Genomic DNA, 13,672 nt, shown 5'->3' with positions numbered 1-13,672 from the left:
TATGGCCCCGCCCCTTCTCAATCTCGACGGGATAAAACTGACCTTCGGTGGCACGCCGCTGATCGATGGCGCCGCCTTGACCGCTTCTGCCGGCGACAAGATCGCGCTGGTCGGCCGCAACGGGTCTGGCAAGTCGACGCTGCTGAAGATCGCCGCCGGCCTGATCGAGCCACAGGACGGCGAGGTATTCCGGCAGCCTTCGGCGACAATCCGCTATTTGCCGCAGATGCCCGACATGGAGGGTTTTGCGACGGTGCGCGCCTATGTCGAGGCCGGGCTCGGACCTGCCGACGATCCATACCGCGCCAGCTATCTCATGGAGCATCTCGGCCTGTCGGGCGAGGAGCGGCCGAACGATCTTTCCGGCGGTGAGGCCAGGCGCGCGGCACTCGCCCGCGTCATGGCGCCGGAGCCCGATATTCTGCTGCTTGATGAGCCGACCAACCATCTCGATCTCTCGGTGATCGAATGGCTGGAAGAAGAGCTCGTCCGCACCTCCTCGGCGCTCGTCGTCATCTCGCACGACCGCCGTTTCCTCGAGCACGTATCGCGCGCCACCGTCTGGCTCGACCGCGGCCAGACCCGCAGGCTGGACAAGGGCTTTGGCCATTTCGAGGAATGGCGCGACCTCGTGCTGGAGGAGGAAGAGCGCGAACAGCACAAGCTCGGCCGCCAGATCGTGCGCGAGGAGCACTGGCTGCGCTACGGCGTGACGGCACGGCGCAAGCGCAACATGCGCCGCCTTGGCGAATTGCAGACCATGCGCCAGCGTTTTCGTGGCCATCGCGGCGCCGAAGGCTCGGCAACCATGGTGGCGAGCGACGCCGCCGAATCCGGCAAGCTGGTGATCGAGGCGAAAAACATCGAGAAGAGCTTCGGCGACCTCACCGTGGTCAAGGGATTCTCGACCCGCATCCAGCGCGGCGATCGCGTCGGCCTCGTCGGGCCGAACGGCGCCGGCAAGACGACGCTGCTGAAGATGCTGACCGGTGAGTTGAAGCCCGACGCCGGGTCGGTACGGCTCGGCACCAATCTGGAGATCGCCACGCTCGACCAGAAGCGCGAAGCGGTCGATCCACAGGAGACGCTGGCGCAATATCTCACCGACGGACGCGGCGAGAACCTCGTCATCAATGGCGAGCAGCGCCATGTCGTCTCCTACATGAAGGATTTCCTGTTCAAGGCCGAGCAGGCACGCACGCCGGTGCGCGAGCTTTCCGGTGGCGAACGGGCGCGGCTCTTGCTGGCGCGCGTGCTGGCGCGGCCGGCAAACCTTCTGGTGCTCGATGAGCCGACCAACGATCTCGACATGGAGACGCTGGAATTGCTGCAGGAACTGGTTGCCGGCTTTGCCGGCACCGTCATCCTGGTCAGCCACGACCGCGATTTCCTCGACCGCACCGTGACCAGCATCATTGCGCCGGACGGAGGCGGCCGCTGGATCGAATATGCCGGCGGCTATTCGGACATGCTGGCGCAGCGCGGCGGCACCAGGCTAGACGATCGCAAGGCGCGGACGAAAGCCGAAGCCGGCGAAGCCCCGGTCGCGACCAAGAATGAAGCCGCCGCGCCAAAGGGGCCGGCGAAGAAGCTGTCGTTCAAGCAGAAATTCGCGCTGGAAACCCTGCCCAAGAAAATCGAAGCCGTGATGGGGTCGATCTCGAGGCTTGAGAACAACATCGCCGATCCGGCCTATTACGAGCGCGATCCGGCCTCGTTCCAGAAGACCATTGCCGCCCTCGACAAGGAGCGCGCGACGCTGGCCGCATTGGAGGAAGAGTGGCTGGAACTGGAGATGCTGCGCGAAGAGATGGAAGGGTAGTGGAGCGTTCGGCCGCAGGCCTATCAATCGACAACGATTTGTCGATTGAAGTGACGAACGCCCGGGGCCATAGCGAAGGGCCGGATTTCCCCAAGGCGGAAATGCGCATACATTATGCGCATGCTGTGGAGGCTACTATGCGCAAGATTGCCTTGAATGCGATCCGTCAGCCAGCAAACCTGTCGATCGATTCGAACCTCATGAGGGAAGCCAAGGGCCTTGACGTGAATGTCTCGCGCGCCGCGGAGGCTGGCATCGCGGAAGCGGTGGCGGTCGAAAAAACACGGCTGTGGAAACTTGAGAATCGCGCCACCATGGATGCGTGGAACGACTATGTCGAAAAACACGGCATCCCGCTGGAAGACTCGCGGCAGTTCTGATGGCACGTTTCGATGTCTTCGCGGGGCGCATCGAAGGCAGCTATTTGCTCGACGTTCAATCCGACTTGCTCGACAATTTCAAAACACGGGTGGTGGTTCCGCTTCTACCGGTCGCAACGGCGCCGCCGCCGATGCGAGAGCTCCATCCCACCTTCGAAATCAACGGGCGATAACTGGTCATGGCCACCCATCTGATCGCAACCCTGGCTGCCAGCGAATTGGGTGATAGTCGACTGAACCTGGCGAAGCACCACGACGTCATCGTCGCCGCGCTCGACATGCTGTTCCAGGGCTTTTGAGACAGCGGGCGCCGCGCCCGACGCCCTGCTCAGCCCGCCGTCTTCGCCTGCCAGGCCTTGATCGCCTCGTCGAACACCTTCTCGCCGGGGATGCCCTTTTCCATGGTCAGCAGCGCCCGCCGTCCGGTCTTGTAGACGACCGGCACGTCGATCCAGTCCTGCCCGCGAAGCAAGGTCATGTTGGCGTCCTCATCGGCCTTTGTGTCGTTGAGCGCAACGAGGAAGAAACCGTCGGCGATCTTGGCCGGAATGCCGATCAGCGGGCTGCCGGCATCCTGTTCTGAACTCTTCATCGCGACGCGCAGGATGTTGTCGACACCGCCGCCTTCGAAGCCGTCGGGCGTCAGGAAGATCATCTCGATGATATGGCTGGCCGGCAGTGTCTGGTCGGTGTTGCGACGGATGGTCATGCGCAACTGGATGTCCTTGCCGGGAATGGTTGCCTCAGCACGGATCGCCGGTTCCGGTGGCAGGTCGCCACCGGGCGATTCCTGCACCAGCGACCAGACGATGCTGCCGGGCTCCGCCGAACCCTGGGCGGTGCTGGTGCGCTCCTCATAGAAGATTGCCTTTTGGCCCACCGGCAACGCGGTTTCCGCAGGCGCGGCCGCCGCGGCTGCAGGTGCCGGCGCGGCGCCTGCCGGTGCTGGCGGCGGTGCTGCTGCCGGTGCTGGCGGCGTGGCGGCTGCCGGTGCTGGCGGCGTGGCGGCTGCAGCGGGCGCCGCAGGTGCGGCCTCCGCTGCAGGAGGCGTCGCCGGTGCCGGTGCCGTACCGGGTGGCGGCGTTGTGGCGGGTGCGGCCGCGGGCGGAGTGCCGGCAGCCGGCGCGGAAACCGCTGGCGCGTTCGTCGCCGAGGGCGGCGTGGTCAGCGCGGCGACCGATTCGCCTTCGCCGATGCCGCTCTGTCCGCCGGCCGGGCCGGGGTCGACTTCGCTGCCCTGCGGCGTCAGCCGCTGGGTGAATTTCGGGGCTTCGCTTTCGGTGCCGCCGGCCGCGGGTGCTGGCGGCGCTGCCGCGGCATCTGTTGCCGGCTTGGCCGGCGCCGGCTTCACCGGTTCCGTCTTCACGACCTTGGTGCTGCCGTCGAGCCCCAGCATCTTGCCGAAGGCGTCCTTGTTCAGCCAGATGCCATAGCCACCACCGGCAACGACCAGCAAGGCGACGACGACAGCGATCAAGCCGCCATAGCTGCGCCTGCGTTCGGCGGGCCTCAGGCGCTGGAAAGTGTCCGACACCGGCTCTTCGTTGGTTGAAAAGACATCGACCCCGTCGTCCTCGGCCTCCTCGCTGTCCATCCCCGCAAGGGGCGTTTCTGTGCGAGCAGAAGGCGCTGGCGTCGGCTTTTGCCAGCTTGGCTCGACCTTGGCGGCAGGTGGTGGCGCCGGTCGATAGGGTTCCGGCTTGGCCGCGGGCGGTGCCGGCCAGGTTGGCTCTTCCTTCGCCGGGTGCCGTGCATGGCTCGGCTGGTTCTTGTTGCGGTCGATCGAGGAAAAGATGTGTTCCAGCTCCGCAAGCGGGTCGGTGTCCGGGGCGCTCTTGGCATAGTCCCGCTCGACACTCGCGACAGCGTCTTCCAGGGAGCGCTTCTGCTTGGCTATGACCTCGGCGGACAGCGGCGGCGAAAACTCCGCAAGCCTCTTTTCGAGCGCGGTACGCGCACCGTCATAGATCCGCTTGCGCGTATCGAGTCCCGGCTCGCCGTGCTTGTCGAGCTGCCTTTTCAGAACAGAAACGAAATCTGCCATGCTTCGGTCGACCTGTATTTTGCTCCCGGGCCGGCCCCCGCAAATCAGCCGCGATGCCCGGAAAGGCTGAGAAACTAGTCTTGAAACGGATCGGTCACAAGTATCGTGTCATCCCGTTCCGGGCTGGTGGACAGGAGCGCGACCGGGGCGCCGATCAGCTCCTCGATGTAGCGGACATATTTGACGGCCTGGGCCGGAAGATCGTTCCAGCTGCGTGCGCCGGCGGTGGTGCCTTTCCAGCCCTCGAGCGTCTCGTAGACCGGTTCGACGCGTGCCTGCGCGCCCTGGCTGGCCGGCAGATAGTCGATCATCTCGCCGTCGAGACGGTAGCCGGTGCAGACCTTGATCTCGTCCAGCCCATCGAGCACGTCGAGCTTGGTCAGCGCGATGCCCTTGATGCCATTGACGGCGACGGCCTGGCGCACCAGCACCGCGTCGAACCAGCCGCAGCGGCGCTTGCGGCCGGTAACGACGCCGAATTCATGGCCGCGCGTGCCGAGGAACTCGCCGATCTCGTTCTTCTGCTCGGTCGGGAACGGACCTTCGCCGACGCGCGTCGTGTAGGCCTTGGTGATGCCGAGCACATAGCCGATGGCGCCCGGGCCGACACCCGAACCGGCGGCTGCCTGCCCGGCGACCGTGTTCGACGAGGTGACGAACGGATAGGTGCCGTGGTCGATATCGAGCAACGTGCCTTGCGCGCCCTCGAACAGGATGCGTTCGCCGGCGCGGCGCTTGTCGTCCAGGATTTTCCACACCCGGTCCATGTAGGGCAGGATCTCGGCCGCGACCGAGGTCAGCTCATGCATGATCGCATCATGCGTGACTTCGGCATGGCCAAGCCCGCGACGCAGCGCGTTGTGGTGCGTCAGCAGCCTGTCGACCTTCAAGGGCAGCGTTTCCAAATCCGCCAAATCCATCACCCTGACCGCGCGCCGGCCCACCTTGTCTTCATAGGCCGGGCCGATGCCACGGCGGGTCGTGCCAATCTTCGTTCCGGAATTGGAGGCGGCGTCCTCGCGGAATCCGTCCAGCTCCCGATGCAGCGACAGGATAAGCGCTGTGTTTTCGGCTATTTTCAGGCGATCCGGCGCCACTTCGACGCCTTGCGCCTTGAGCTTCGCAACTTCGGCGACGAAAGCATGCGGGTCGAAAACGACGCCATTGCCGATGATGGACAGCTTTCCCTGGCGCACGACCCCGGACGGAAGCAACGACAATTTGTAGACCTTGCCGTCGACGACCAGCGTGTGGCCTGCATTGTGGCCACCTTGGAAACGCACCACGACATCGGCGCGCTCCGACAGCCAGTCGACGATCTTGCCCTTGCCCTCGTCGCCCCACTGCGAGCCGACGACCACCACATTGGCCATGTTTCTTTTCCCTTGAGACGCCGCCGAGCGGCTTGAATATGGTTCGAAACGACAGGCCTCTATAACGTCAAGACCTCGTGAGCGCGACCTTTCTTTGCCGCCAAAATTGCGCTGAGGCACAACAATTTTCGGCTTTGACATCATTTACTTGAGCAGACGGGGGCAATAGGCCGGCAAACACCGCAGCTCACCTCTGGCGGCCGGAATCCCGCCATGCATCGACGCGCCTACATATTCCTGCTGCTCACCACCTTGCTGTGGGGCGGCAACTCGGTGGCCGGCAAGCTGGCGGTCGATCACGTTTCGCCGATGACACTCGTCTTCCTGCGCTGGGTGCTGGCCGTGGCGATCTTGCTGCCGATCGGCCTTCAGACGATCCGCAAGGACTGGCCGGTGGTGCGCAAGCACTGGCTCGTGCTGGCGGCCCTTGGCGCCAGCGGCTTCACCTTGTTCAACACGATCTTCTACACGGCGCTCAACTACACGACGGCGATCAACGTCTCGATCGAACAGGCGGCGATGCCGATCCTGATCATCGTCGCCAATTTCGTCTTCTTCCGCTTGCGCGTGAACGGGGCGCAGATTGTCGGCGTCGTGCTGACCATCGCCGGCGTGGTCCTGACCGCATGCCACGGCGACCCGCGCCGGCTGTTGACGCTGGAGCTCAATTTCGGCGACGCCATCATGCTGGTCGCGGTGTTTCTCTACAGCGGCTATTCGGTCGGGCTGCGGCTGAAGCCGGTGATGCACTGGCAGAGCCTGATCCTGGCCCTGTCGGTTGCTGCACTTGTCACCTCGCTGCCCTTCTTCCTGTGGGAGATCGCCGCCGGCAAGGTCATCGTGCCCGACGCGCGCGGCTGGCTGGTCATCGTCTATACCGCGGTCGGCGCCTCGGCCATCTCGCAGATCTTCTACATCAGGGGCAACGAACTGATCGGCGCCAACCGCGCCGGCCTGTTCATCAACCTGGTACCGATCTTCGGCACGCTGCTTTCGGTGCTCATTGTCGGCGAGACATTCCAACTCTACCAGGCGCTGGCTCTGGTGCTTGTGGTGGGCGGCATCGGGCTTGCCGAATACAGCGGGCGCAAGGCAGCGCTGCGGTCGGCCAGGACACGCTGAACAAACGAAAGGCGCGGACCAGGCCGCGCCTTTCGATCTTTCGCAGCAAGTCGCGGGGTCACATCGCGTTGACGTCGAACTGCAACCGCTTGGCCGAGTCGATCGACTTGTGCGCCTTGACCTGCTCCAGCACGTTTTCCGGGAACGGCGCATCGAGATAGAGCAGCGCGATGGCATCGCCGCCCGGCCGGTTGCGGCCAAGCTGGAAGTTGGCGATGTTGACGCCGTTCTCGCCGCACACCGTGCCGAGCAGGCCGATGATGCCCGGCGCGTCGGCATTGGTCGTATAGAGCATGTGCTGGCCGACCTCGGCGTCGAGATTGATGCCCTTGATCTGGATGAAACGCGGCTTGCCGTCTGAGAAGCAGGTGCCGGCGATCGAGCGTGTCTTGTGCTCGGTCTTGACCGTCAGCTTGATGTAACCGTCGAACACGCCGGACTTGTCGCGCTTGACCTCGGCAACGATGATGCCACGCTCCTTCACCATGATCGGCGCCGACACCATGTTGACGTCGGAGACCTGCGGCCGGATCAGCCCAGCAAGGGTGGCACTGATCAGCGCACGCGTGTTCATCGTCGCGGTCGAGCCGTCGAACAGTATCTCGACCTCCGTGATCGGGTCTTCGGTGACCTGGCCGACAAAGGCGCCGAGCACTTCGGCGAGCTTGACGAAGGGCTTCAGCCGCGGCGCTTCCTCGGCGGTGATCGACGGCATGTTGATGGCGTTGGAGACGGCTCCCTTGATCAGGTAGTCGGCCATCTGTTCGGCGACCTGCAGCGCGACATTCTCCTGCGCTTCCGCCGTCGAGGCGCCGAGATGCGGCGTTGCCACCACATTCTCCATGCCGAACAACGCGTTCTGCTCGGCCGGCTCGACCTCGAAAACGTCGATGCCGACACCAGCCACCTTGCCGCTCTTCAGCGCCGCGATCAGGTCGGCTTCGACGACCAGCCCGCCACGCGCGCAGTTGATGATGCGCACGCCGTTCTTCATCTTGGCGATCGCAGCTGCGTCGATGATGTTTCGCGTCTTGTCGGTCAGCGGCGTGTGCAGCGTGATGAAGTCGGCGCGGGCGAAAAGCTCATCCAGCTCGACCTTGTCGACGCCAAGCTCTTCGGCCCGCTTGTCCGACAGGAACGGGTCGAAGGCAATGACATGCATCTTGAGGCCGACGCCGCGCGTGGCGACGATCGAGCCGATGTTGCCGCAGCCGATGATGCCCAGCGTCTTGCCGGTGATCTCGACGCCCATGAAGCGGTTCTTTTCCCATTTGCCGGCATGGGTCGAGGCGTTGGCTTCCGGGATCTGGCGCGCCAGCGCGAAGATCATCGCCACCGCATGTTCGGCGGTGGTGATCGAATTGCCGAAGGGCGTGTTCATCACGATGATGCCCTTGCGGCTCGCCGCCGGGATATCGACATTGTCGACGCCGATGCCGGCGCGGCCGATGACCTTGAGATTGGTGGCGGCATTGATCAGCTTTTCGGTGACCTTGGTCGCCGAGCGGATGGCGAGGCCGTCATACTGGCCGATCACTTCGGCGAGCTTTTCCTTGTCCTTGCCGAGGTCGGGCAGATAGTCGACCTCGACGCCGCGATCCTTGAAGATCTGCACGGCGGTGGGAGAAAGTTTGTCTGAGACGAGAACGCGAGGCATGGATTTGATCCTTTGCGATTGGCGTCCCTCCACTTTGAGGGGAGGGTCGGCGCGAAAGCGCCGGGATTGGGTCCTTGTGGCCGAATATGGCCTGATCTTCTGGATGTTGGATCGTTGAGCTGGGTGGAGGCGACCCCACCCGGCCCTTCGGAGTCAGGCCGCGGCCTTGAGCGAGGCCTTTTGCGCGGCAAAGGCCCAGTCGAGCCAGGACAGCAGCGCTTCGAGATCGGCGGTCTCCACCGTCGCACCGCACCAGATGCGCAGGCCGGGCGGTGCGTCACGATAGGCGCCGATGTCATAGGCGACACCTTCCTTGTCGAGCACTGAGACCAGCCCCTTGGCGAAAGCCGCCTGCCCGTCGGCGTCGAGCGCGGACACGTCCGGGTCGCTGAAGGACAGGCAGACCGAGGTGTTCGACCGCGTCGCCGGCTCGACGGCGAGATGACCGAGCCATGAGGACTCGCCGACAAAGCGATCGATGACGGCGGCATTGGCATCGGCCCTGGCGATCAGCGCCTCGAGGCCGCCGATCGACTTCGCCCAGTGTAGCGCGTCGAGGTAATCCTCGACGCACAGCATCGACGGCGTGTTGATCGTCTCGCCCTTGAAGATGCCTTCGATAAGCTTGCCGCCCGAGGTCAGGCGGAAGATCTTCGGCAGCGGCCAGGCCGGCTTGTAGGTCTCCAGCCGCTCGACGGCGCGAGGCGACAGGATCAGCATGCCATGCGCGCCCTCGCCGCCCAGCACCTTCTGCCAGGAGAAGGTGACGACATCCAGCTTATGGAAGTCGAGCCTTTGCGCAAAGGCGGCCGAGGTCGCGTCGCAAATGGTCAGGCCCTTGCGATCCGCGGGAATGAAATCGCCGTTAGGCACCCGCACGCCCGACGTGGTGCCGTTCCATGTGAAGACCACATCGCGATCGAAGTCGATCTTCGCCAGGTCGGGCAATTGGCCGTAGCCGGCCTCGATCTTGCGCACGTCGGCAAGCCTGAGTTGCTTGACCACATCGGTGACCCAACCGGAGCCGAAGCTCTCCCAGGCGACCATGTCGACGCCGCGCTCGCCGAGCAGCGACCACAGCGCCATCTCGACCGCGCCGGTGTCCGACGCCGGCACGATGCCGATGCGGTAGTCCGCCGGAACCTGGAGAATTTCCCGCGTCAGCTCGATCGCCTGTTCAAGCTTGGCCTTGCCGATCTTGGCGCGGTGCGAACGGCCGAGCGCGGCAGCTTTCAGCGCCTCGACCGACCAGCCGGGGCGTTTTGCGCAGGGACCTGAGGAGAAATTGGGATTTGCCGGACGGAGTCCGGGCTTCGTATGTGCCGTCATCGTGGTCTATCCTTCCAGATAGTGGCCCCTCGTTGGGGAGGGGTGGCCCACGGACGGCGATATGCGTTCAGGCTTCGGGCGTCAAGAGGAAAGTTTTTGTCGTTGGCAGGATACCGGCGATCCGTGATCAGGATGTCGCGACCTCGAACGCAAACGGCGGATCCGAAGATCCGCCGCCAGTGTTTTGATGTGTACCGAGCCTGCTACCAGAGATCGTAGCGTAGCCCGAGCTTGAGCTGGTGATTGCTGATCCCCTTGTGGACCGGGAAGGAAGTCAGGCTTTCGGCAGTCACATATTCCGCGTCGGGGGCGGAAAAATACTGATAGCCCAGATCGACGGAAACATTCTTGGACACCTGATAGGCAAGGCCCGCATTCAACGTGTAGGCCAACGAGTACTTGGTCTGGTCATCCTGCTGGATCAACTGGCTGGTCGGGTCATTGTTGTCGATGAAGCTAGCCGAAAGCTTGCGCGTGCTGCGGACAACGCCGATACCGGCGCCGAGGTACGGCGTGATCCCGACATAGGTACCAAGGTCGACATAGCCATTGAGCATGCCCGAGAAGGCGTAGTTCTTCAGCGATGCCGATGCCACGGTCGACTCTACCGGCGGCGTCACGATTGCTGAATTGTCATAGCCGACGCTGATCTTGTTGCCGGGCAGGTAGCCGAGATTGAGATCGGCACGCAGATAGTCGTTGAAATGGTAGCCAAAGCCGATGCTGACAAAGATGGGATCTTCCTTGTCGTCGTAGCTCGCCGGCGTGAAGGTGAAATCCTCATTTTCGAAGCTCTTCTGCACCAGATAGGAGACATCGCCGCGCAGATACCAGCCCGAGCCGACCTCGACGGGCACATAGTCCGGCGCCTGGTCGACGTAGATCGGCGGATCATAGTCGGCGGCGAGCGTGGGCGTCAGCGGCATAAGGGCAAGTGCGCCGAGCGCCAGCGCTATACGCGAAGTAACTGTCATGGACCCGACTCCCGAATTTGGCGCCGCCAGCTATTGCAACGGCAGCCATCGTTTCAGGAAGCATTGTTAACCATAGTGGTTAAGTGCCGGTTAAGGCTAACAGAGCGTTAGCAAATTCATTTCCGGCGGAAACTTTCATTGCAGGCGACCCACGAGAAATTCCAGGAAAAGTGTCAAACGGATCGCGTCAAGACAAAGAGATAGAGCGGTTCTGCGTTTCCATGAAACGCAGAACCGCTCAAACGAAAACCGCCCGGTCGATGCCGGGCGGTTCGCGAACTTGCTGGGAATGCTAGCGTTACTTGGTGTAGACCGGCTCGGGTTCAGGCTGATAGGCAACCACCGGCGCCGCGCAACCGTTGTTCCCGCCGAACTGATAGCGCAGGCCACCGCGCACCTCGTGGGTGTTGATGCCGCCGTCGAAGCCAGGGCCGGCGCTGCTTGCGTCCCATTCGAACATGCGACCGCCCTGGATGTGGCTGTAGCGATAACCGGCATCAAGGATGATCTTGTCGGTCAGGCAGTAGGAAGCACCGGCCATCAGAGCGTAGGCGAAGCGCCAGTTGGACGAGCCGGAGTTGAACTCGGTGGTGTTCGGGTCCCTGAGATCATCCCATTTGACATGCGCGCCGCCGATGCCGGCGCCGACATAGGGTGTGATGCCATGGTATGTGCCGAGATCGGCATAGGCGTTTGCCAGCAGGAGCAATGCGCTCATCTTTGACTCTTCGGTCGATGTCGAGACGGCATCCGAAGTGCCGCCGTCGAAGTTCGACTTGAACCAGTAGTCGGCAGTCAAGTCCGTGCGGAAGTAATCATTGACCTTGTAACCAACACCGCCGCCGAGCGAGAAACCGCCCTTGAGATTGGCGAAATCGAAGCTCTTGTTGCCGGGTGTGATCAGGCAATTACAGGGATCGATGGAGTAAGTCATGTAGTCGACGCCGCGCACATCCGACTTGTGATAGTCGATATCGCCGCGAATATACCAGCCGCCAATATCGGCCGGCTGCTCGTAGACCGGCGGCGGAGCCTCTTCGACCACCGGGAGGTCGGCTGCGAAAACCGGCCCGGTCAGCCCCGCGAACAGCGTAGCGAGCAGGGCCTTTCTTGCTGTATTGAACATGCTTGTCACCCCTAGGAAGTTCGGAACGGCGATCGTGTCCGAAATGCGATTGCTTTCAGTCGTGGATAATGAATTGCAAAGGTTAAAAGGCGTTTAACCCTGTTGCTTAACCACGAATCTCTACACTTCGAGGAATCGGGGCGCGACTTTCGAGACCGGGAGCGACTGCTGGCCAACAAAAAGCCCGCCAGAAGGGCGGGCCTTTTTTGCGGGTGGATATGCTGAGGCGCGACGCCTGCGTGGGCGCTTGGCGACGCCCTTCGGGCGCGCTGGGCGCGACGCCCTTCGGGCGCGCTAGGATCAGGCGGCGCTGCGTGTTTCCGAGATGACTTCGACGATGTCGTTGACGACGGCCTCGACCAGTTGCGGGTCGTCGCCCTCGGCCATGACGCGGATCAGCGGCTCGGTGCCGGATGGCCGGATGACCAACCGCCCGGCCTTGCCCAGGCGGTGACGGGCGTCCTCGATGGCTGCCTTGACGGGCGCTTCCTCGAGGGGCTTGCCGCCGGAAATATGGACGTTCTTTAGAAGCTGCGGCACCGGTTCGAATTTCTTCGACAGCTCGCTGACCGGCCGACCCTGCCGTTTGATGCAGGCCAGCACCTGCAGCGCCGAAACGAGGCCGTCGCCGGTGGTCGAGAAATCCGACAGCACGATATGGCCCGACTGTTCGCCGCCGACATTGAGCCCATGCGCGCGCATATGCTCCACGACATAGCGGTCGCCGACCTTGGTGCGGTGCAATTGCAGCTTCATGTCGCCGAGGAAACGTTCGAGGCCGAGATTGGACATGACCGTCGACACGACGCCGCCGCCGGCAAGCCGCCCGCTCTGGTGCCAGGATTCGGCGATTAGCGCCATGATCTGATCGCCATCGACGATCGCCCCGTTCTCATCGACAATGACCACACGGTCGGCATCGCCGTCGAGCGCGATGCCGATGTCGGCGCGCACTTCGTGCACTTTCTTCTGCAGACCCGCGGGATGGGTCGAACCGCATTCCTTGTTGATGTTGAAGCCGTTGGGTTCGACATTGATGGCGACGACTTCGGCACCCAGTTCCCACAGTGCCTCGGGCGCCACCTTGTAGGCGGCGCCATTGGCGCAGTCGACGACGATCCTGAGGCCCGAAAGCGACATCGAGCGCGGCAAGGTGCGTTTGGCGAATTCGATGTAGCGGTCATGCACGCCGTCGACGCGCTTGGCGCGGCCAAGCCCGTCTGAATCGGCGAGCGTCAGTTCGATGTCCTTGTCGAGCATGCCCTCGATGCGCTCTTCGATCTCGTCGGAGAGCTTGTAGCCGTCGGGGCCGAACAGCTTGATGCCGTTGTCGTAGTAGGGATTGTGCGAGGCCGAGATCATGACGCCGATATCGGCACGCAGCGAACGCACCAGCATGGCGACGGCTGGCGTCGGGATCGGGCCGAGGAGGAACACGTCCATGCCGGCTGCGCACAGGCCGGACACCATCGCATTCTCGATCATGTAACCCGAAAGCCTGGTATCCTTGCCGAGCACGACGCGATGACGATGACTGCCGCGCTGGAACGAGAGGCCGGCGGCCATGCCGACCCGCATCGCGATTTCAGCGGTCATCGGAAATTTGTTGGCGCGCCCGCGAATGCCGTCCGTGCCGAAATAATTCCCTGCCATGCTTACCAGATTCCTCGACAGTTCTTTGCCGGCACGTCATGCCACAATTGGCCAGGGCGCCATGATCACATTGTGTGATTGTATGTTACCAATCCTTAGAAAATCATTGTTGTGCACTGCACACAGCATGACTGCAACCCAATTGCTGAGACTGCCACGCTGCACTATACCAGTCATGCGAGCATTTCAGCG

At 63.0% G+C, this 13,672-nt stretch carries 10 protein-coding genes and 1 pseudogene; 4 read left to right on the top strand and 7 right to left on the bottom strand.

Annotated features, from left to right (window positions below):
• The first annotated feature begins 1 nt into the window (after position 1).
• The 3 genes and pseudogenes from AC1DYW_RS22765 (at position 2) to AC1DYW_RS22755 (ending at position 2,501) form a co-directional block, all read left to right on the top strand.
• On the top strand, positions 2-1,822 hold the full coding sequence (locus tag AC1DYW_RS22765; protein ID WP_477227698.1) for an ABC-F family ATP-binding cassette domain-containing protein: 1,821 nt from the start codon (positions 2-4) through the stop codon (positions 1,820-1,822).
• A 137-nt stretch (positions 1,823-1,959) separates the two neighbouring features.
• Entirely contained in the window at positions 1,960-2,202 is a 243-nt protein-coding gene (locus AC1DYW_RS22760; RefSeq protein WP_457152508.1) for a type II toxin-antitoxin system CcdA family antitoxin, read from the top strand.
• Positions 2,202-2,501: pseudogene (locus tag AC1DYW_RS22755) on the top strand (CcdB family protein). The gene AC1DYW_RS22760 and the pseudogene AC1DYW_RS22755 overlap by 1 nt, the downstream one beginning before the upstream one ends.
• 29 nt (positions 2,502-2,530) lie before the next feature.
• Here AC1DYW_RS22755 and AC1DYW_RS22750 read toward each other — a convergent pair.
• Positions 2,531-4,246, bottom strand: a complete 1,716-nt coding sequence (locus AC1DYW_RS22750; protein ID WP_477227697.1) for a hypothetical protein — start codon at positions 4,244-4,246, stop codon at positions 2,531-2,533.
• Between the two features lie 74 nt (positions 4,247-4,320).
• Complete coding sequence (locus AC1DYW_RS22745; RefSeq protein WP_095089490.1) at positions 4,321-5,619, bottom strand: adenylosuccinate synthase; 1,299 nt, start codon at positions 5,617-5,619, stop codon at positions 4,321-4,323.
• Between the two features lie 213 nt (positions 5,620-5,832).
• On the opposite strand from AC1DYW_RS22745, the gene AC1DYW_RS22740 reads away from it, so the two are divergent.
• Complete coding sequence (locus tag AC1DYW_RS22740; RefSeq protein ID WP_457152503.1) at positions 5,833-6,741, top strand: DMT family transporter; 909 nt, start codon at positions 5,833-5,835, stop codon at positions 6,739-6,741.
• A gap of 58 nt (positions 6,742-6,799) precedes the next feature.
• On the opposite strand, the gene serA is transcribed toward AC1DYW_RS22740, so the two are convergent.
• From serA to glmM, 5 genes are all read right to left on the bottom strand, one after another.
• Positions 6,800-8,398, bottom strand: coding sequence for a phosphoglycerate dehydrogenase (serA, locus tag AC1DYW_RS22735; protein ID WP_457152502.1), 1,599 nt, complete (start codon positions 8,396-8,398; stop codon positions 6,800-6,802).
• A 153-nt stretch (positions 8,399-8,551) separates the two neighbouring features.
• The gene (locus AC1DYW_RS22730) at positions 8,552-9,727 is read right to left on the bottom strand and encodes a phosphoserine transaminase (protein ID WP_457152501.1); all 1,176 of its coding nucleotides are present in this window, start codon (positions 9,725-9,727) and stop codon (positions 8,552-8,554) included.
• 203 nt (positions 9,728-9,930) lie between these two features.
• Positions 9,931-10,701 (bottom strand): outer membrane protein, encoded by a 771-nt coding sequence (locus AC1DYW_RS22725; RefSeq protein WP_477227696.1) that lies wholly within the window; start codon positions 10,699-10,701, stop codon positions 9,931-9,933.
• Positions 10,702-10,999: 298 nt separating this feature from the next.
• On the bottom strand, positions 11,000-11,827 hold the full coding sequence (locus AC1DYW_RS22720; protein ID WP_457152489.1) for an outer membrane protein: 828 nt from the start codon (positions 11,825-11,827) through the stop codon (positions 11,000-11,002).
• 300 nt (positions 11,828-12,127) lie between these two features.
• Positions 12,128-13,480 (bottom strand): phosphoglucosamine mutase, encoded by a 1,353-nt coding sequence (gene glmM / locus AC1DYW_RS22715; protein WP_184872352.1) that lies wholly within the window; start codon positions 13,478-13,480, stop codon positions 12,128-12,130.
• Positions 13,481-13,672 lie beyond the last annotated feature (192 nt).

This window comes from Mesorhizobium sp. P2_D5, from assembly GCF_056404355.1.
Note: the sequence above shows the minus strand (reverse complement) of the source record. Positions and strands in the feature narration are given on the sequence as shown.